Genomic DNA, 18,878 nt, shown 5'->3' with positions numbered 1-18,878 from the left:
CTCCCGGACCCTCTCCCCCCTCATCCCCCAAATGCGCTCTCGCGGGGAGCGGCCGGGTCGGCGTGGCCATGCGCGGGCGTGGGCGCGGATACGGTTCCAAGGCGGTTTGGGCGCGAACTGCCCGGCATCCGGCTCCGGCCCTGGGCGGGGGGAAGGGCCGAAGTCCTGCGCATGATGGGGCCGGAGGTCGTCCGGCCCTGGGCGGCGGGGGGCTGGCTTGAGGAAGGGGCAGAGGGCGCTTTTGGAGAAAACGTGTGGGATGAAAGGCAAAGGCTGGCGCTTCAGCGCGCCGGGAAGCGGCTGACGCGGGCGGGGCGGCCCTGGGCCGCGCCGTCCTTCGTCGTGCCGGGCACGGTGGGCGAGAACTGCCGTTTCCTGGCCGGGCTGGCGCCCGAGGTGGGGCTGCTGTTTTTCGAAACGCAGGCCTGCATGGCCTATGGGCCGCAGGATTTGCCCCCGGAGCTGGCGGGGCTGGGGCTGCGCTACCATGTCCACCTGCCCCTGGACCTGCCCTGGGAGCGCGGGGTGGCGGCGGTGTGGGCCGTGGTCCGCGCGCTGGTGGACAAGGCCGCGTTCCTGGCGCCCTGGGGCTATGTGCTGCATCCGCCCGGCACGGTGCGGGAGCTGGAAGCCCTGGTGGGCTTGTGGACCGGGCATGGCCTGGACCCGGCGGCCCTGCTGCTGGAGAACGTGCGCGGCAACGATCTGACGGCGCTGCTGGCGCCCTCGGCGGCCCTGGGCCTGTCGCTGTGCCTGGACTTGGGCCACCTCATGGCTTACAACCAGCCCATCCCGGAGCTGGCGCGCGACTGGCAGCGGGTGCGCATGCTGCACCTGTGCGCCCCGGGCCCGGGCGGGCGGCACAGGCCGCTGGCGGAGCTGGACGGGGCCGGGCGCGCGCTGCTGGCGCGGCTTGTGGCCGCAACCGGCCCCCGGGCGGTGCTGATGCTCGAAATCTTCGACGCGCCCGGGCTGTTCGCCTCGGCGGCGCTGCTGGCGGACTGGATGGAGCAATGGAACGCGGCCCCCTGACCCTGATCCTTGGCGGCGAGAAGTCGGGCAAGTCGGACTACGCCTTGCGGCTTCTGGCCCGCTCGCCGGGGCCGGGGCTGTTCGTGGCCACGGGCCGCGCCCTGGACGCAGGCTTCCGCGCGCAGATCCAGGCCCACCGCGCCGGGCGCGGGCCGGAGCTGCCCGTCTGCGAAGTGGGCACCGGGCTGCCCGAGGCCCTGGCCCAGGCCGCCGGGCGCCACGGCACCGTGCTGGTGGACAGCCTGGATTTCTGGCTCTTCGCCTGCCGCGCCGCAGGGGACGAGGCCGGGCGCGTGGCCGCCCTGCTGGCGGCCCTGGACGCCATGGGCCCCACGGGTGTCATCGTGGTGTCGTGCGAAATCGGCCTGGGGCCCGTGGCGCCCACGGCCGAGGTTCGGGCCTTCGTGCGCGCCCTGGGGGCCCTGAACCGACAACTGGCCCGGCGCAGCACCCGGGCCGTGCTGGTGGTGGCCGGGCGCGCCCTGGCCCTGCCCGAGGACTGACCGTGGCCTATTTCCGCAGCCTGCCCAGGATCGAAGACCTGCTCGCCCTGTTCAAGAAGCAGGAGCGCTGGCTCATCGCCATCAACGCGGACCCCGACGCCCTGGCCTCGGCCATGGCTCTCAAGCGGATCATGGTCCACCGCGTGCAGGACGTGGGCATCGCCCACGTCAACGAAATCTCCCGGCCCGACAACCTGGAAATGATCGCCAGCCTGCGCATCCCCACCCGGCGCATGAACCCCAACTACACGGCCCAGTTCGACCGCTTCGCCCTGGTGGACTCCCAGCCCCACCACCACAAGGACTTTGCCGGGCTGCGCTTCTCCATCGTCATCGACCACCACCCGCGCAGCACCGAAAATCCCGTGGACGCCGATTTCGTGCACATCCAGCCCGACTACGGCTCCAACTCCACGCTGCTCACGGAATACCTCTACAACATGGACATCCGGCCCGGAAAATTCCTGGCCACGGCCTTGCAGTACGGCATCAAGACGGACACGTCCTCCTTCGAGCGCGCCTTCTGCGAGGCCGACCTGCGCGCCTTCCAGTACCTGAACAAGTTCGCCGACGCCCTGCTGCTGCGCAAGATCTACCGCTCCGAGTTCCAGCTCGAATGGCTGCGCTACTTCTGCCAGGCCTACTTCAAGATGCGCGTCATCGGCGACGGCCTGTTCGCCTTCCTGGACCATGTGGAGAGCCCGGACATCCTGGTCCTGCTGGCCGACCTGTTCCTGCGCGTGCAGGGCCGCTCGTGGACGGCCATCTCGGGCATCGTGGACGACAAGGCCGTGGTCATCTTCCGCGGCGACGGCCTGCGCCGCGACATGGGCAAATTCGCCCAGCGCTGCTTTGCCGACGTGGGCTCCGCCGGGGGCCGCGTCAACGCCGCGCGCGCCGAGGTTCCCGTCTCCGCCGCGCAGGACGAGCCCTCGGTGGAGGCCTTCGTCTGGAAGCGCCTGCACACCAAGCGCAAGCGCCCCCAGAAGCCCGCGCCCGAAGCCCCCGCCCAGAACCAGTAACCCGCCCAGGAGCCCCCATGTCCCTCAAGGAACGCCTCGGGCTGGAGCAGGACCCCGTCTTCCTTGTGGACGGGCACGCCTTCCTCTACCGCTTCTTCTACGCCAACCCGGGCATCTCGCGCTCCGACGGCTTTCCCACCAACGCGGTGTTCATGTTCGTGCGCATGCTCTTCGGCCTGGTGCGCACCGAGTCCGTGCGCTACGCGGGGTTCTTCTTCGACGGCAAGGGCCCGACCTTCCGCCACGAGCTGTTCACGCCCTACAAGGCCCAGCGCCCGCCCATGCCCGACGACCTGCGCGCGCAGGTGGACCACGTGCTGCGCGCCATCGGGCTCATGGGCTTTACCACCGTCACCAGCCAGGGCGTGGAGGCCGACGACTGCATCGCCGCCCTGGCCGCGCGCCTGGGCGCCGGGCGCCCGGTGGTCATCGTCGGGGCGGACAAGGACCTACGCCAGTGCCTGGCCCCGCAGGTCTTCCTGTGGGACCCCGGCGCCAAGAAGGACAGCGTGCTGACCCTGGACGCCTTCCGGGCCGAAACCGGGCTGGCCCCGGCCCAGTGGCCCGACTTCCAGGCGCTCATCGGCGACAGCGCCGACAACATCCCCGGCGTGCCCAAGGTCGGGCCCAAGACGGCCCTGCGCCTGATGCAGGACCACCCGACCCTGGAGGCCCTGCGCGAGGCCGTGGCCGCCGGGGCGGGCGAGTTCAGCCCCGCCCTGCGCCAGCGCCTGGCCGAGCACATGGACGACGCCTTCCTCTACCGCCGCCTGACCACCCTGGACACCACGGCCTGCCCGGAGCTGGGCCTGGCCGAGCTGGCCTGCGCCGCGCCCGACGCCCAGGGCATGGCCGACTTCCTGGCCGAGTTCGAGCTGCGCTCCCTGGGCCGCGAGCTGCCCGCCGTGCTGGCCCTGGCCACCCGGGTGGCGGGGGCCACGCAGGCGGCGGGGGCAGGGGCCCCGGCCCCCGGGGCGTCCCGGGCCAAGGCCGGGCCCGCCGCCCAGCAGCAGGTCTCGCTCTTCGAGATGGCCCCGGCGCCCGCCCCGGCCCAGGCCGACATCCAGGAGGCCAACGCGCCCTCGGCCCTGCCCGCCGCCGCCGGGCTGGTGGCCGGGCTGCTGCCCGAGCCCGGGGCCGCCCCGGGGGCCGACACCTTCCTGGTGGGCCTGGGCGGCGAGGAGCTGCGCAGCCCCGGGCCCGTGGCGGCCCTGGCCGCGCATCTGGCCCCGGCCCGCGCCGTGGCCACGCCCGACGTCAAGGCTCTTTTGACCCGCGACCCCGCCTGGGCCGCCCTGCCCGAGGACCGCTGGTTCGACCTCGGGCTGGCCGCCTACCTGCTCTCCCCCGAGGACCGCAACTACTCCTGGGAGCGCCTGACGGGCCGCCTGGCCCCGGAGCTGCTGGCCGCGCCCGTGGCCGGGCAGGCCTGCACCGCCGCCGCCCTGGCCCTGGCCCTGGAAGGCCGGCTGGCCGCCGCCGGGCTCGACGCGCTCATGCGCGACATGGAAACCCCGCTCATCGGCGTGCTGGCGCGCATGGAGCGCCGGGGCGTGCTGGTGGACACGGCGGCCCTGGCGGCCTTCCTGGCCGAGGTCAACGCCGAGCTGGACGCCCTGGAGGCGCGCATCAAGGAGCGCGCGGGGGTGGACTTCAACCTGCGCTCCAGCCAGCAGATGGCCGAGGTGCTCTTCACCCGCCTGGGCCTCAAGCCGCGCGGCAAGACCCCCGGCGGCCTGCCCTCCACGTCCTTCGACGTGCTGGAAAAGCTGCGCCACGAGCACCCCGTGGTGGCCGACATCCAGGCCTGGCGCAAGCTGGAGAAGATGCGCTCCACCTACCTGGAGCCCCTGCCCAGGGCCGCCGGGCCCGACGGGCGCATCCGCACCACCTTCAACCAGCTGGCCACGGCCACGGGCCGCCTGTCCAGCTCCGGCCCCAACCTCCAGAACATCCCCATCCGGGGCGACATGGGCCGCCGCATGCGCGCCTGCTTCGTGGCCCCCCCGGGGCGGCTGCTGGTGGCGGCGGACTACTCGCAGGTCGAGCTGCGCGTGCTGGCCCACCTCTCCCAGGAGCCCGCGCTGCTCGAAGCCTTCCGCCAGGGCCAGGACATCCACGCCCGCACGGCGGCCATCCTCTTCGACGCCGACCCGGCCCAGGTCACGCCCGACCAGCGCCGCAACGCCAAGACCATCAACTTCGGGCTGATCTACGGCATGGGCCCGCAGAAGCTCTCGGGCGAGCTGGAAATTCCGCTCTCCGAGGCCCGGGCCTTCATCGAGCGCTACTTCGAGCGCCTGCCCGGGCTGCGCGACTTCTACCAGACCGTGGAGGACGACGCCCGGCGCCACGGCTTCGTGACCACCCTGGCCGGACGGCGCCGCCTGCTGCCGCACATCGACACCCAGAACCAGCAGGACCGCGCCCTGGCCCGGCGCCAGGCCATCAACACCCGCGTGCAGGGCTCGGCGGCGGACATCATCAAGCTGGCCATGCTCGCCGTGGACCGCGACCCCGAGCTGGCGGCCCTGGACGCGCGCCTGCTGCTCCAGGTCCACGACGAACTGCTCCTGGAATGCCCCGAGGCCAATGCCGAGGCCGCCGGGCGGCGCATGGCCGCCATCATGGGCGAGGTCATGGCCCTGGACGTGCCCCTGGCCGTGGACTGGGGCCAGGGCCCGACCTGGGCCGAGGCCCATTAGGCGCGCCGCAGATCCGGGGCAGCGCCCCGGACCCTGCGGGGGGCACCGCCCCCCGGCCCCGCACGCCGCCCCGCCCGCGCGCGGGAAACCACCCCCCACGCCCATTGACACCCTGCCCCTCCCGCATTAGTTCCCCACTCAACTGTTGAGCGGTAAACAAACGGAGGGCCCATGGACCACCACGCGCGCCGAATGACCTCGGGCGGCTACCGCATCGGGATGATGAGCCGCCTGCAAGGGGCGCTGCTGGAGCGGCGCCTGCGCAGCCACGGCATCGCGGCAGGGCAGTTGCCCTATATCCTCGAAGCCCTGTGCAAGCCCGGGCTGACCCAGGACGAGATGGCCGCCCGCGTGGGCGTGAGCCGCGCGGCCACGGCGCGGGCCCTGCACGCCCTGGAGCAGGACGGGCTGGTCACCCGCACCGAGAACCCCGACAACCGCCGCCAGAAACTCGTGGAGCCCACCGCGCGCGCAAGAGAGCTGGAACGGCCCCTGCGCGCCGTGCTCGACGGGCACAACCAGATGCTTTTCAAGGAGTTCTCCCCACAGGAGCGCGCCCTGGCCCTGGGCCTCATGGACCGCATCGTGCACAACCTCAAAACCGCTCTGGATAATTGGGACAATTCGTGAAAACGCCTCTCACCCCGCAGCAGCACGCGGGGCTGTTCACCATAACGGCCACGCAGTTCGTGCTGGTGTTCATGCTCTCCTCGGTGGCCGTGGCCGTGCCCGCCCTGGGCCGCGAGTTCGGCGCCAAGGCCGCCGAGCTGGGCCTTGTGGAATCGGGCTATATCGCCGCCGTGTCCATGCTGCTGTTCCCCGTGACCCGCCTGGCCGACATGGTCGGACGCGGCGCGGTGTTCTTTTCCGGCATCGCGCTGTTCACCGTGGTCAGCCTGCTGCTGCCGCTGACCACGAGCATCGACGCCTTCATCGTGCTGCGCGTATTCCAGGGCGCGGGCGGGGCGATGATGGTCACCACCGGGCTGGTCATCCTGGCCGAGCTGTTCCCGGGCCAGGGCCGGGGCCGGGCCCTGGGCATCTCCTCGGCGGGGGTCTACCTGGGCCTGTCCGCCGGGCCGTGGCTGGGCGGGCTGATCACCACCCATCTGGGCTGGCGCTGGGTCTTCTACCTGTGCGCCGTGCCCTGCGTGGCCTGCCTCGCCCTGGCCCTGCGCCATCTGCCCGTGCGCCCGCGCCTGGCGCGCGGCCAGCGCTTCGACTGGGGCGGCGCGCTGCTCATGGCCCTGGGCATGATGCTCCTGACCCAGGGCGGCACGCACTTCGACACCGCCACGGGCAAGGCCATGCTGGCCGGGGCGCTGCTGGCCCTGGCGGGCTTTGTCGCCTGGGAGGCCCGGGCCGACGCGCCCCTGCTCGACCTGCGCCTGTTCGCGGGCAACCGGCCCTTCGCCTTTGCCTGCGCCGTGCAGTTCATCAACTACGCCGCCACCTTCGGCATCACCTTCCTCGTGAGCCTGTATTTGCAGATCGCGCGCGGCATGAGCGCGGGCGACGCGGGCCTGGTGCTCATGGCCCAGCCGCTGATGCAGGCCGTGCTCTCGCCCCTGTCGGGCTCGCTGGTGGACCGCGTGCCCCCGCACCGCATCGCCACCCTGGGCATGGGCGCGGGCACCCTGGCCATGGCCCTGGCGGCCCTGCTGGGCCCCGAGGCGCCCCTGCCCCTGGTGGCGGGCGTCCTGCTGCTGTGCGGCGCGGGCACGGCCAGCTTCGCCACGGCCAACATGAGCGTCATCATGGGCAGCGTGGCGCCCACGCACTACGGCGTGGCCTCGGCCATGACCGCCGCCATGCGCACCACGGGCATGACCTTCTGCCTGGTGGTCATCAGCGTGGCCCTGTCCGTGGCCCTGGGGCCCGCCGCCGCCACGGCGGAAAACGCCCCGCAGTTCATGGCCGCCATGCACGCCGTGCTCTGGGGCTTCGCCGCCCTGGGTGCGGGGGGCACGGTGCTGTGTCTCTACGCGCCCCTGCGCCGGGCGGGGCAGGGGCAGGCTCCCCCGGCCCCTCCCAATGATTGAAGGTTTGCGGGATACGCGGTACACCTTCCCGGCAACGGCACAGCAAACCCGCAACCAGCCTGCAAAGGACCGCCACCGATGACGCCCAAGACGCGACTGCTGACCCCCGGGCCCACGCTCCTGCCCGAAACCGTGCGCCTGACCCTGGCCATGGACATGGTCCACCACCGCAAGCCGGGGTTCACGGCCCTGCTGGGCGAGATCCAGGCGGGCCTGCGCTGGCTCTTCGGCACCGCCCAGCCCGTGGTGGCCATGGGCTGCTCGGGCACCGGGGCCATGACCGCCGCCGTGGGCAACCTGTTCGCCCCCGGCGAGCAGGTGCTGGTGGTCGAAGGCGGCAAGTTCGGCGAGCGCTGGACGGAAATCGCCGGGGCCCACGGGCTGGACACGGTGATCCTCTCCGTGCCCTGGGGCCAGGCCGTGACCGTGGAGCACGTCCAGAAGGCCCTGGCCCAGCACCCCGGCGTCAAAGGCATCCTGGTCCAGGCCTCGGAGACCTCCACCGGCGTGCTGCACCCCGTGCGCGAGCTGGCGGCCTTCACCCGCGAGCGCGACCTGATGCTCGTGGTGGACGGCATCTCGGCGGTGGGCATCTCGCCCTGCCCCATGGACGCCTGGGGCATCGACTGCCTGCTCACCGGCTCGCAAAAGGGCCTGATGCTGCCGCCGGGCCTGGCCTTCGTGGCCCTGTCGGCCCGGGCCTGGGAGCGCGTGGAGCGCGTGAACCCGCGCCACTACTATTTCAACCTGCGCGGCGAGCGCGACAAGATCACCGGCTCCAGCCAGACCCTGTTCACCCCGCCCATCAACCTGCTCATGGGCCTGCACACCTGCCTGGAGCTGTTCCGCGAAACGACCCTGGAGGGCGTGTTCCGCCACCAGTGGGCCCTGACGCAGATGGCCCGCACCGGGGCCCGGGCCCTGGGACTGGAGCTGCTGGCCAAGGACCACTTCACCTGGGGCCTGACCAGCATCCTGCTGCCCGCCGGGGTGGACGGCGCGCGCCTGCTCCAGGCCGCCGCCGAGCGGTACGGGGTGGTCATGGCCGGGGGCCAGGGCCAGCTCAAGGGCCGCATGGTGCGCCTGGGGCACATGGGCCATGTGGATTTCGGCGACGTGCTGGCCGGGCTGGCGGCCCTGGCGGGCGCCCTGGCCCTCACGGGCGGGCACAGCGGCTCGCGCGACCATCTCGAGCAGGCCATGGCCGCCTACGAGCAGGCCCTTGAGGACGGGCCGCCCGCGTGGGCCATGGACGACCACAACCCGACACAGGAGTGAGGCCATGAGCAGCGGACAGCCAGACGGCCAGTGCCCCGGCTGCGGCACGGGGCCCAGCAGCGAGGAGCAGCGGGCGGCAGAGCGCGCGGCGGACGCCGCGGCGGCCCAGACCCCCCTGCCCGAGGTGACCTTTTCCACCTTCGTCATGTCCCTGGCGTCTTCGGCGCTGGTGCATCTGGGCGAGGTGCCCGAGCCCGAGTCGGGCCGGACCATGGCCAACCTGCCGGTGGCCAAGCACACCATCGACATCCTGGCCATGCTCCAGGAAAAGACCGGCAACTGCCTTGCGGCGGACGAGCGCAGGCTCCTGGAGGGCCTGCTCTACGAACTGCGCATGAAATACGTCATGCAGATGAAGTGAGGGCCTGGCGATGACGACCTTCAAGGCCGGGCTGGTGGGCGTCACCGGCTACACCGGCATGGAACTGGCGCGCCTTCTGTGCGGCCACGGCGCCCTGGAGCTGGTGCGCGCCACCTCGCGCTCCGACGCCGGGCGGACCCTGGCCCAGCTCTTCCCCGGGCTGACCGGGCTGCCCCTGGGCGGGCTCACGGTCAGCGAGCCCGACGTGGACGACCTGGCCGGGGCCTGCGACCTGGTGTTCCTGGCCGTGCCCCACGGCACGGCCATGGACATGGCCGCCGCCCTGGTCGGGCGCGGGGTGCGCGTGGTGGACCTGTCCGCCGACTTTCGCATCAAGGACCCGCAGACCTACGCCCAGTGGTACGGCCTGGAGCACCGCCACCCCGGGCTCATCGCCGACGCCGTGTTCGGCCTGCCCGAGCTCAACGCCCCGGCCATCCGCACGGCCCGGCTCATCGCCAACCCCGGCTGCTACCCGACCTCGGCCATCCTGGGCCTGTATCCGGCCCTGAGCCGAGGCTTCGCGGAGCCCGACGGGCTGGTCATCGACGCCAAGTCCGGCGCCACGGGCGCCGGGCGCAAGGCCGCCGTGGGTTCGCTGTTCTGCGAGGTCTCCGACACCTTCCGGGCCTACAACCTGGGCCGCCACCGCCACACCCCGGAGATCGAGCAGGAGCTGTCGCGCCTGGCGGGCCGGGAGCTGCGCGTGTCCTTCAACACGCATCTTCTGCCCATCAACCGGGGCATCCTGTCCACCTGCTACGCGCGCCTGGCGCGCCCGGCCACCCTGGCCGAGGTCCACGCCGCCTACGAGGCGGCCTACGCCGACGCGCCCTGGGTGCGCGTGCTGCCCCAGGGCGCCCTGCCGGAAACCAAAAACGTGCGCGGCACCATGTTCTGCGACATCGGCCTGGTGGTGGACCCGCGCACCGACCGGCTCATCGTGGTCTCGTGCATCGACAACCTCTGCCGGGGCGCCTCGGGCCAGGCCCTGGCCAACGCCAACCTCATGCTCGGGCTGGACCCGGCCACCGGCCTGAACCTGGCGCCCCTGGTGCCCTGACCCCGCCCGGGCCCGGCGCCCGCCCCGCACCCCGCGCACAAGGCCGCCGGACCGCTGGTCCGGCGGCTTTTTGCGCGGGTTGCCGCCAGTCCGGCAATCCTCTTGCACGTGCAACAAATACTGTGGTATCTTCACAATACTGCGGGATTGCCGTCCGCAGCCGCGACACGAACCCGACACCCGCACCGCACCGGGAACCCGATGAACGACACCACAGGAACCGCCGCTCCCGCCGCCGAGGCCGTCTTCGTGGCCCGCCAGCCCATCTTCGACCCCAAGATGAACGTCTGGGGCTATGAGCTGCTCTTCCGCGCCACGGGCGAGGCCCGCTCGGCCCAGGTGACCGATGCCGACATGGCCACGGCCAAGGTCATCGCCGACGGCTTCCTGCTGGCCTCCCAGGGCCTGCGCCCCGGCCAGCGGACGCTGATCAACTTCCCGCGCACCCTGCTGCTGGAAAACTTCGCCTTCGCCCTCCCGGCGGACATCGCCGTGGTGGAAATCCTCGAAGACGTGCAGCCCGACGAGGCCGTACTGGCCGCCGTGGGCGAGCTCAAGGCCGCGGGCTACACCCTGGCCATGGACGACTTCACCGGCGAGGCCGTCCTCGAACCCTTCCTGCCCCTGGTGGACATCATCAAGGTGGACGTGCTGGCCGTGCTGGGCCCCGACGGCCTGGAGGGCGCCCCCAGGCTGCGCGAGGTGGTCCGCCGCCTGGAGCACCACGGCTGCCGCCTGCTGGCCGAAAAGGTCGAGGACAACGCCGTCTTCGCCCTGTGCCGCGAGCTGGGGTTCACGCTGTTCCAGGGCTACTTCTTCGCCCGGCCCGAGATCATCCCGGGCCGCAAGATCGCCGCCAGCGAGCTGGCCAAGCTCCAGCTGCTCCAGGAACTGGGCTCCCCGGACTTCGACGTGAAGCGCCTGGCCGAGATCATCCAGCGCGACCCGTCGCTGACCTACCGCCTGTTCCGCTACATCAACTCCGTGGGCATGGGCGTACGCCAGAAGGTGGAGTCCGTGACGCGGGCCATCGCCCTCCTGGGCCAGCGCCAGCTCGCCCAATGGCTGCGCGTGGTGATCATGTCCGACCTGGCCCCGGGCAACAAGGGCCGCGAGGTGACCTTCCTGTCGGTGCACCGGGGCCGTTTCCTGGAGCTCATGGCCGAGAGCTGCCCGGCGAACTACTCGCCCGAGACCCACTTCCTGCTCGGGCTGTTCTCGCTGCTGGACGCCATGCTCGGGGTGCCCATGGGGCAGGTCCTGGAAAATCTGCCCCTGGACGAAACCATGAAGGCCGCCCTGGCGGGCAAGAGCAACGACTACCGCTTCTGCATCGACCTGGCCCTGGCCTACGAGCGCAACGACTGGCCGCAGGTGGACAGCATGCTGGCCATCCCGGGCGTGCCCCCCGAGGAGGCCGACGTGCTCTACACCCAGGCCCTGGAATGGACCCAGGGCATCCTGGGCTCTGCGGAGCAGGGCCAGGCCTGCTGAGGCCTCCCCCTCCCCCGGCGGCGCGCCCGTGCGCCGCGCACAACCGCCCCGGGCCGCGACGGCCCGGGGCGGTTGCGTTTCCCTCTCCCGAAATAGCACTAAATAGCAAATGATAGCATTTTACTCTTGACCTATCCATATTAGTTCTACTACCCACAACCTTGTTCTTGAAACATATGCGTTTAAAATCGCAAAAAACAATTTGCGGGCATTTGTAGCGTATACCCTTTGGCCGGTCAGCCGGGGGTTTTGCCGCACCGGCCCGCCCCGCCTCCGGCGCGCCGGGAGCGGCAAACCAGGCGCACCGGAGGCTGCCATGCGGACCCACTGCTCGCGTCCCCCCCGCTCCCCGTTCCCGTTCCTGGGCCTTTGCGCGGCCCTCGCCCTGTTGCTGACCGGGCCTGCCCACGGCGCGGAGAACACCATCCGCCTGGACGAGATGGTCGTGAACGCCACGCGCATCATCACCCCGACCATGCAAAGCGGCGACACGGTGTTCACCGGCACGCAGATCACCACCGACGGTATCGAGATGCAGGGCGGCAGGACCGAAACCAGCATCTACAACGCCCTGCAGGTCATCCCCGGCGTGAACGTGGAAAGCGCCGACGGCTTCGGCCTGAGCCCCGAGCAGAACACCATCCGCACGCGCGGAGTGCGCGGCTACCTGGGGTCGCTGTCCGTGGAGGGCGTGCCCAACTGGGGCGGCAACCCCATCGGCCCGCGCGAATACCTCTACGACACCAACAACTTCGAGGGCGTGACCATCTACAAGGGCGCCGTGCCCGCCGACATCGGCACCGGCATGGGCGCGCGCGGCGGGGCCATCGAGCTGCGGCCCAAATGGCCCAAGGCCGAGCCCGGCCTGGAGTTCGAGCAGGGCCTGGGCTCCAGCGCCTACAGCCGCAGCTTCCTGCGCCTGGACAGCGGCGAGGTCACCGACTCCGGCACGGCGCTGTCCGGGTCGGTCTCCTACACCGAGGCCGACAAGTGGAAGGGCCCGGGCGAGGTCGGCCCGCGCACCAACGTGAACCTGATGCTCCGCCAGCCCACTGTGAACGACGACGACATCAAGATTTTCTTCAACTCCAACTACATCGAAAGCGATATGTACCGCGCCCTGAGCCACGCGGAAACCGAATCGCTCTCCGAAAACCACGACAAGGATTTCAACGAGGAACTGACAGGGACCAATGCCCAGGACATCTACTACTACAAATACAACCGTGGCACGTACAACAACAACGATGTCATGAGCATCATCACCGCCAGCGTGGACGACACCCTCGGCTTCACATTCAAACCATTCTACTCCAAGGAGGACTCCACGGTCTACGCGGGCAACTCGTCCAACAACCGCGTGCAGCAGCGCAACCGCTACATCGAGCGCTTCGGCGCCGCGGCGGAGATGGAAAAGCGTTTCGGCGAGCTGACCACCGTGCTCGGCTACATGTACGAAGCCGTGGACATGCGCATCATCACCAAGAACTACATCCCCAGCACCGGACAGTTCGCGGGCTACGGCATCTACACCCGCAACCTGGACAAGGGGCACATGCACAGCCCCTTCCTCAAGATCGGCGGCGAGCACGACCGCTTCAAGTGGCAGGCCGGGCTGAAGTATTTCTACTACCGCGACCCCGCCACCCACGGCTACACCTCCAAGACAGGGGCGCCCAGCACCCTGGTCCGCCAGGCCGACCTGGACCGCGCCACCAAGGAATACGACGCCCTGCTGCCGAGCGTCGCCCTGTCCTACGCCATAAACGACGCGGTGGAGCCCTTCGCCAGCTACGGCCGCAGCCAGATCCGCCCCTACTCCTACGTGCCGCTCATCAACACCTACAGCAGCAACCGCGCGGCCTTCCAGGCGGCGGGCGTGACCCTGGACGACCTGTTCAACACCCGCGACATGGAGACCACCGACACCGTGGAGGTCGGCGTACGCCTGAGCCTCGGCAGGGCCGAGATCACCCCCTCGGTGTACTACACCAAGAGCGAGAACCTGCTGGTCACCGTCCATGACCCGCGCATCGGCGTCGCGGGCGTGAACTACCAGCAGAACGTGGGCGCGGCCACGGGCTACGGCGCCGAGGTCGAGGCCAACGTCCACCTGACCGAGAACTTCACCTGGTTCCTGAGCCCCTCGTACTCGGTGCTGACCTACGACGACGACCTGACCTTCGCGGGCAACACCCTGGACAGCAAGGGCAGGCAGGTGGTGGACACCCCGCTGTGGATGGCCAAGACCGGCTTCATCTTCCGCCACGGCGGCTTCGAGATCTCGCCCATGCTGCGCCTGCTGGGCGAGCGCTACGGCGACCTGGAGCACAAGGAGAAGGTGGACGGCTACGGCGTGGTGGACCTCTGCGCCTCCTACACCTTCACGGACCTGGACTGGGCCAAGCGCGTGCGCCTGAGCCTGGACCTCTACAACCTGCTGGATTCCGAATACATCTCGGCCATCAACACCGGCGACGACACCCGCGCCGGGAGCAGCACCTACATGGTCGGCGCCCCGTTCACTGCGCTGCTGCGCTTGGCCGTGGAGCTGTAGCCCGCCGTCACCCCGGGCCCACGCCCACACCCACACCCCGCCCCCTCCGGCCCTGGCCGGAGGGGGCTCGCTTCTGCGCCACGGGGCAAGAACCCCGCCCGCAGGCGCGATTCTTGCTCCCCACCCCGCAGGGGGAATTTTTTTCACTGTATCCGGCCAGCAGGAGGAAGCATGCGCATCGACGACAGCACCCAGGGCCCCTGGGCGGCGGCGGCAGCGCCCGCCATCCGGGAGCAGACCCCTCAGGACGCCACCAACGAAGACACGGCGGCAGCCAGCGCCTGGACCGGCGACGACGCCTTCCGCGCACCGCGCGCCGCCGCGCGTCTGGCCGAGGCCGCCTCCGCGACCACCCTGGCCGCCACGGTGGACCCGGCCCCGGTGGGCGGGGCAAGCTGGCTCGCCGAGCGCGGCGCGGCGCTCTTCGGGCAGGGCCGCCCGATGCTGGGCATGAAGGACGGCCTGCCCATCGTGGGCGAGACTGAGCAGGAGCACGCCCAGGGCGTGGCCTACCTCACGGAGCAGCTCGCCCGGCGCGGGCAGGACACCGCGAACCTGGAGTTCATCACCGTGCGCGTCCCGGTGTTCGACGGCGCCACGGGCCCCAAGGTGGGCTGGTTCGAAGGCACGGCGGTCCTGCTGGACGCCAGCAGCCTCAAGGCCGTCGGCCCGGCGGACCTGCCGGAGAACATCGCCAGCGCCCTGCGCACCCTGGCCCGGAACTGAGCCCCCGGCGCAGGACGCAAAAAAAGGGGACCGCCCGCGGGCGGTCCCCTTTTTCTTTGCCTCGATGCCGCAGCTCGGCGCTAGCCCTTGCAGTTGGCCTTGAGGGTTTCGGCCATGTCGGTGGCCTCCCAGGTGAACTCGGGGCGCTCGCGGCCGAAGTGGCCGTAGCACGCCGTGGCCTTGTAGATGGGGCGGCGCAGGTTGAGCTTCTTCTCGATGTAGTAGGGGCGCAGGTCGAAGGTCTGCTGCACGGCGTCGGTCAGGGCCTCGTCGCTGACCTCGCTGGTGCCCAGGCTGGACACGAGCACCGACACCGGCTCGGCCACGCCGATGACGTAGGCGATCTGGACCTGGCACTTGGGGGCCAGCCCGGCGGCGACCACGTTCTTGGCGATGTAGCGGCCCATGTAGGCGCCGGAGCGGTCCACCTTGGACGGGTCCTTGCCGGAGAAGGCGCCGCCGCCGTGGGCGCCCATGCCGCCGTAGGTGTCCTGGATGATTTTGCGCCCGGTCAGGCCGCAGTCGCCCATGGGGCCGCCGATGACGAAGCGCCCGGTGGTGTTGATGAAGATGCGGGTCTTCTTGCGGTCCACGAACTCGCCGGGCAGGGTCTTGAAGATGACCTCCTCGCGGATGGCGTCCACCAGGTCCTGGTAGGCGATGTTCTCGTCGTGCTGGGCGGCGATGACCACGGTGTCGATGAACTTGGGCTGGCCGTCCTCGTAGGTGAAGCTGACCTCGGTCTTGCCGTCGGGGCGCAGGAAGTCGAGGATGCCCTCCTTGCGCACGTAGGTCAGGCGGCGCGAGAGCTTGTGGGCCCAGAAGATGGGCGCGGGCATGAGGGTCGGGGTCTCGTCGCTGGCGTAGCCGAACATCATGCCCTGGTCGCCCGCGCCCTGCTCCTCGGGGGCCTTGCGGTCCACGCCCTGGGCGATGTCCGGCGACTGCTTGTCGATGGTGGACATCACGGCGCAGGTGTCGGCGTCAAAGCCCATGACCGAGCTGGTGTAGCCGATCTCGCGGATGGTCTCGCGCACGATGGCGGGCAGGTCGGCGTAGCCCTTGGTGGTGATCTCGCCGGCGATCATGGCCAGCCCGGTGGTGACCAGGGTCTCGCAGGCCACGCGGGACTCGGGGTCCTGCGCCAGCAGCGCGTCGAGCACGGCGTCGGAGATCTGGTCGGCGACCTTGTCGGGGTGCCCCTCGGTCACGGATTCGGACGTGAAATGGAAACGGCCTTTGTTGCTGATCATGTGGTGCTCCTCCTGAAATGGTTCCCCGTCGGCACGGCCTTGCGGGGATGTTCTGCTTCGCGGCGCGGGCACGGCCCGGGCCGGATGGGGGTTACGGTTGCAAAAGCTCGTTGTCGATGAGCCGGGCGCGGCCCAGGCGCACGGCCACGGCGGCCAGGGCCGCCCCCGCCAGGGTCGCCACGGGCTGCACGGTCTCGGGGTCCACGATCTCGATGTAGTCCACCTCGCCAGCGGGAACATGCGCGGCGTAGTGCGCGGCGATGGCGGCCTTGAGGGTGGCTGCGTCGCGCTGCCCGGCCCGGGCCAGGGCCGCAGCGGCCAGCAGCCCGGCGTGCAGCCCCGGGGCCTGGGCCCGCTCGGCGGGGCCGAGGTAGACGTTGCGCGAACTCAGCGCCAGCCCGTCGGCCTCGCGCACGATGGGCCGGCCCTCGATGCGGCAGGGCAGGTGCAGGTCGCGCACCATGCGCCGCAGAAGCGCCAGCTGCTGCCAGTCCTTCTGGCCGAACACGGCCACGTCCGGCTGGGCCAGGTTGAGCAGCATGGTCACCACCGTGGCCACACCCCGGAAATGCACCGGGCGGCTGGCCCCGCACAGGTGCTGCGCCAGGGGCGGCACCTCCACCCAGGTGCAGTGGTCCGGGGCGTAGAGCGCGCCCGGCTCGGGCATGAAGAGCACGTCGGCCCCGCAGGCCTCGGCCAGGGCCGCGTCGCCCTCGGGGTTGCGCGGGTAGGCGTCCAGGTCCTCGCCGGGGCCGAACTGGGTCGGGTTGACGAACACGCTGACGCACACGCGTCCGGCATTGGCCGCAGCCCAGCGGATGAGGCTGGCGTGACCCTCGTGCAGAAAGCCCATGGTCGGCACCAGGGCCGTGACCTGCCCGCGCGCACGCGCGGCCAGGGCCTGCTGCTGGAACTGCTGCGGATCGCGAACGATATCCATGACGCCGTGAATCCTCCCGGGCCGTGGCCCACAAAAAAGCCCCTCCGCGCAAGGGGGAGGGGCTGATGCGTTACGCGTCACTCTCATGGTCCCTTGCGGGTCTGGCGTTAGCACCTTGCTCTCCGGTGACGGAGCAGGTTGCCGGGCGGTCAACGGGCCAGATCCCTCGCGCCTCTCTGCATGATATGTCAGGTGCGGGGGCCGGGGCTCCCGCGTGAACAGCACGTGTATCCGAAAGCCGCGCCGGGCGCAAGCACTTTGTGAAAACTGGCCGAAGCTCCGGGAAACGTTGTCAATCTTGGCCAGCTTTGCCGCCCCGCCTTCAGGCCGAGCCGCGCAGCAGCCCCGGGCCCAGCTCCGGGAGCGCCGGGCTCCCGGCGGCCTCGGCGCGGCGCGGGCCGTCGCCTTGCCGCGGCTCCGCCACCAGCGGCGCGGCCTCCACCACGTCCAGCAACGTGGAGCGCTCCATGTTGGCCACCTCGCGGCCCACGGGCGGGCCGACGTCCGCCAGCCCGGCGGCATTGGCCAGCCGCGTGTCCAGCCCCGGGGCGCGGATGGCTTCGGCCTGGGCGAGCAGCGCCGGGGCCAGCCCGTCCGGCGCCGCGCCCAGGGCGGCGTCCACGCCCCCGGGGTCGGCGGCCAGGGCCTCCAGGAAGGCCGGCCGGTCCAGGGTCCAGGCGCCGTCTGCGCCCTGGCGGGCGATGCCCAGGCTGTCCAGCTCCGCCGCGCGGTCGGCCAGGGGCGCCCCGGCGCGCGCCGCCAGCCCGGGTTCGAGCAGGTCCGCGTGGTCGGTCAGGAAGGAGTCCAGGTCGCTTGCGGCCTCCAGCAGGGTGCGCACCCCGGCGGCGCGCTCCAGGCCCGGGGCCCCCGCGCCGTCGCGCACCGTCTGGGCCGCGCGCTCCAGGGCCGTCAGGCGCAGGTCCAGCCCGGCCTGGACCAGGGAGCCCAGGCGGTCCATCCGGGCCCGGCGCTCGGCGCCCCGGTAGCGCCAGAGCACGCGCTCGCGAAAAGCGTCGGGCTCCAGGGCCAGGGCCGTCAGGTCCGTGGCCCGGCTGGTGGCCGAGGGCGTTTCCGCGAGGCCCTTGAATGCGATGCCGGTCATGGTCCGCCGCCAGTGCTTGCGCCGGGGGCGCGTTGCTCAGGGCAGGGGCGGGTCGTAGTGCACGCGGGTCAGGCACAGGCCCCGGGCCGGGGCCGTGGCAAAGGCCACGGCGCGCTCGCGCCCGGCGACGATGCGCTCCACGTCCCCGGGGGCGAAGCGCCCCCGGCCCACGGCCACCAGCAGCCCCATCATGTTGCGCACCATCTGCTTGAGGAAGCCGTCGGCGCAAAAGCGCCAGTCCGTCTCGCCGGGAAAGACCCCCGGCCCGCGGACCACGGCAAGCACGGTGCGCACGGTGCTGTTGACGGGCGTGCCCGTGTTCTGGAAGCACCGGAAGTCGCGGGTGCCGGTCATGTGCCGCGCGGCGGCGTCCATGGCCGCCTCGTCCAGGGGCCCCGTAGCCCACGCGAAGTTCCGCCTCTGTGGAATATGGTATCGGCCTTCGGGCCACAAACTGTAGGTGTAGGTCTTGGCCTGGGCGCTGAAGCGGGCGTGGAAGGCGTCGTCCACCACCTCGGCGGCCAGCACGGACACATCGTCCGGCAGCCGGGCGCCCAGGGCCCGGGCCCAGGGCACCCCCGCGCGCGCGGCGGGCACGTCGCAGTGGGCCACCTGCCCCAGGGCGTGGACCCCCGAATCCGTGCGCCCGGCGCCGTGCACGCGCACGGGCTCGGCGCAGATGTCCTCCAGGGCCCGTTCCAGCACCTGCTGCACGGTACGCTCGGGGCGGCCCTGCTGGATCTGCCAGCCGCAGAACGCCGTGCCGTCGTAGGCCAGGGTCAGCTTGAGCCGTGGCACCG

16 protein-coding genes and 1 riboswitch are annotated in these 18,878 nt (G+C 71.3%); of the genes, 12 read left to right on the top strand and 4 right to left on the bottom strand.

The window, feature by feature from the left end:
- The first annotated feature begins 252 nt into the window (after positions 1-252).
- The 12 genes from cbiR to G495_RS0110120 all read left to right on the top strand — a co-directional run bounded on the left by cbiR (position 253) and on the right by G495_RS0110120 (position 14,783).
- Positions 253-1,032, top strand: coding sequence for a cobamide remodeling phosphodiesterase CbiR (gene cbiR, locus G495_RS18600; RefSeq protein ID WP_051445261.1), 780 nt, complete (start codon positions 253-255; stop codon positions 1,030-1,032).
- Positions 1,014-1,535: a bifunctional adenosylcobinamide kinase/adenosylcobinamide-phosphate guanylyltransferase gene (locus G495_RS0110170; protein ID WP_028587732.1), complete on the top strand. Its 522-nt coding sequence runs from the start codon at positions 1,014-1,016 to the stop codon at positions 1,533-1,535. Before cbiR ends, G495_RS0110170 begins: the two co-directional genes overlap by 19 nt.
- A gap of 2 nt (positions 1,536-1,537) precedes the next feature.
- Positions 1,538-2,557, top strand: a complete 1,020-nt coding sequence (locus G495_RS0110165; RefSeq protein WP_028587731.1) for a DHH family phosphoesterase — start codon at positions 1,538-1,540, stop codon at positions 2,555-2,557.
- 17 nt (positions 2,558-2,574) lie between these two features.
- Positions 2,575-5,262: a DNA polymerase I gene (gene polA / locus G495_RS0110160; protein ID WP_028587730.1), complete on the top strand. Its 2,688-nt coding sequence runs from the start codon at positions 2,575-2,577 to the stop codon at positions 5,260-5,262.
- A gap of 171 nt (positions 5,263-5,433) precedes the next feature.
- The gene (locus G495_RS18595) at positions 5,434-5,892 is read left to right on the top strand and encodes a MarR family winged helix-turn-helix transcriptional regulator (protein ID WP_051445260.1); all 459 of its coding nucleotides are present in this window, start codon (positions 5,434-5,436) and stop codon (positions 5,890-5,892) included.
- Complete coding sequence (locus G495_RS18590; RefSeq protein WP_051445259.1) at positions 5,889-7,304, top strand: MFS transporter; 1,416 nt, start codon at positions 5,889-5,891, stop codon at positions 7,302-7,304. Before G495_RS18595 ends, G495_RS18590 begins: the two co-directional genes overlap by 4 nt.
- Before the next feature lie 78 nt (positions 7,305-7,382).
- Positions 7,383-8,582: a pyridoxal-phosphate-dependent aminotransferase family protein gene (locus G495_RS0110145; RefSeq protein WP_028587729.1), complete on the top strand. Its 1,200-nt coding sequence runs from the start codon at positions 7,383-7,385 to the stop codon at positions 8,580-8,582.
- A gap of 4 nt (positions 8,583-8,586) precedes the next feature.
- Entirely contained in the window at positions 8,587-8,943 is a 357-nt protein-coding gene (locus G495_RS22540; RefSeq protein WP_084458113.1) for a DUF1844 domain-containing protein, read from the top strand.
- 10 nt (positions 8,944-8,953) lie between these two features.
- Entirely contained in the window at positions 8,954-10,006 is a 1,053-nt protein-coding gene (gene argC, locus G495_RS0110135) for an N-acetyl-gamma-glutamyl-phosphate reductase (RefSeq protein WP_028587727.1), read from the top strand.
- Between the two features lie 201 nt (positions 10,007-10,207).
- Positions 10,208-11,500 (top strand): EAL and HDOD domain-containing protein, encoded by a 1,293-nt coding sequence (locus tag G495_RS0110130; RefSeq protein ID WP_028587726.1) that lies wholly within the window; start codon positions 10,208-10,210, stop codon positions 11,498-11,500.
- A gap of 388 nt (positions 11,501-11,888) precedes the next feature.
- Positions 11,889-14,057 carry a TonB-dependent receptor gene (locus G495_RS0110125; RefSeq protein ID WP_211234141.1) on the top strand — a complete coding sequence of 723 codons (2,169 nt, stop codon included), beginning with the start codon at positions 11,889-11,891 and terminating at the stop codon, positions 14,055-14,057.
- Between the two features lie 171 nt (positions 14,058-14,228).
- Positions 14,229-14,783 carry a hypothetical protein gene (locus G495_RS0110120; protein ID WP_028587724.1) on the top strand — a complete coding sequence of 185 codons (555 nt, stop codon included), beginning with the start codon at positions 14,229-14,231 and terminating at the stop codon, positions 14,781-14,783.
- A gap of 80 nt (positions 14,784-14,863) precedes the next feature.
- On the opposite strand, the gene metK is transcribed toward G495_RS0110120, so the two are convergent.
- From metK to truA, 4 genes are all read right to left on the bottom strand, one after another.
- Positions 14,864-16,036, bottom strand: a complete 1,173-nt coding sequence (gene metK / locus G495_RS0110115) for a methionine adenosyltransferase (RefSeq protein WP_028587723.1) — start codon at positions 16,034-16,036, stop codon at positions 14,864-14,866.
- A 91-nt stretch (positions 16,037-16,127) separates the two neighbouring features.
- On the bottom strand, positions 16,128-16,976 hold the full coding sequence (panC, locus tag G495_RS0110110) for a pantoate--beta-alanine ligase (RefSeq protein ID WP_028587722.1): 849 nt from the start codon (positions 16,974-16,976) through the stop codon (positions 16,128-16,130).
- Between the two features lie 80 nt (positions 16,977-17,056).
- Positions 17,057-17,163: riboswitch (SAM riboswitch) on the bottom strand.
- Positions 17,164-17,298: 135 nt separating this feature from the next.
- Positions 17,299-18,078: a hypothetical protein gene (locus G495_RS0110105; RefSeq protein WP_028587721.1), complete on the bottom strand. Its 780-nt coding sequence runs from the start codon at positions 18,076-18,078 to the stop codon at positions 17,299-17,301.
- 36 nt (positions 18,079-18,114) lie between these two features.
- A complete protein-coding gene (truA, locus tag G495_RS0110100; protein WP_028587720.1) occupies positions 18,115-18,876 on the bottom strand; it encodes a tRNA pseudouridine(38-40) synthase TruA in 762 nt (253 codons plus the stop codon).
- Between the last annotated feature and the right edge of the window lie 2 nt (positions 18,877-18,878).

This window comes from Desulfocurvus vexinensis DSM 17965 (genome assembly GCF_000519125.1).
GTDB classification, from domain to species: domain Bacteria; phylum Desulfobacterota; class Desulfovibrionia; order Desulfovibrionales; family Desulfovibrionaceae; genus Desulfocurvus; species Desulfocurvus vexinensis.
This window is presented reverse-complemented; position numbering and strand designations above follow the sequence as displayed.

Excerpts from the sequence above, each read along its gene's own strand:
- G495_RS22540 (WP_084458113.1), top strand. The coding sequence starts at position 8,587 with ATGAGCAGCGGACAGCCAGACGGCCAGTGCCCCGGCTGCGGCACGGGG.
- argC (WP_028587727.1), top strand. The coding sequence starts at position 8,954 with ATGACGACCTTCAAGGCCGGGCTGGTGGGCGTCACCGGCTACACCGGC.
- G495_RS0110130 (WP_028587726.1), top strand. The coding sequence starts at position 10,208 with ATGAACGACACCACAGGAACCGCCGCTCCCGCCGCCGAGGCCGTCTTC.
- panC (WP_028587722.1), bottom strand. The coding sequence starts at position 16,976 with ATGGATATCGTTCGCGATCCGCAGCAGTTCCAGCAGCAGGCCCTGGCC.
- G495_RS18595 (WP_051445260.1), top strand. The coding sequence starts at position 5,434 with ATGGACCACCACGCGCGCCGAATGACCTCGGGCGGCTACCGCATCGGG.
- G495_RS0110120 (WP_028587724.1), top strand. The coding sequence starts at position 14,229 with ATGCGCATCGACGACAGCACCCAGGGCCCCTGGGCGGCGGCGGCAGCG.
- metK (WP_028587723.1), bottom strand. The coding sequence starts at position 16,036 with ATGATCAGCAACAAAGGCCGTTTCCATTTCACGTCCGAATCCGTGACC.
- G495_RS0110145 (WP_028587729.1), top strand. The coding sequence starts at position 7,383 with ATGACGCCCAAGACGCGACTGCTGACCCCCGGGCCCACGCTCCTGCCC.
- G495_RS0110105 (WP_028587721.1), bottom strand. The coding sequence starts at position 18,078 with ATGACCGGCATCGCATTCAAGGGCCTCGCGGAAACGCCCTCGGCCACC.
- G495_RS0110170 (WP_028587732.1), top strand. The coding sequence starts at position 1,014 with ATGGAACGCGGCCCCCTGACCCTGATCCTTGGCGGCGAGAAGTCGGGC.
- polA (WP_028587730.1), top strand. The coding sequence starts at position 2,575 with ATGTCCCTCAAGGAACGCCTCGGGCTGGAGCAGGACCCCGTCTTCCTT.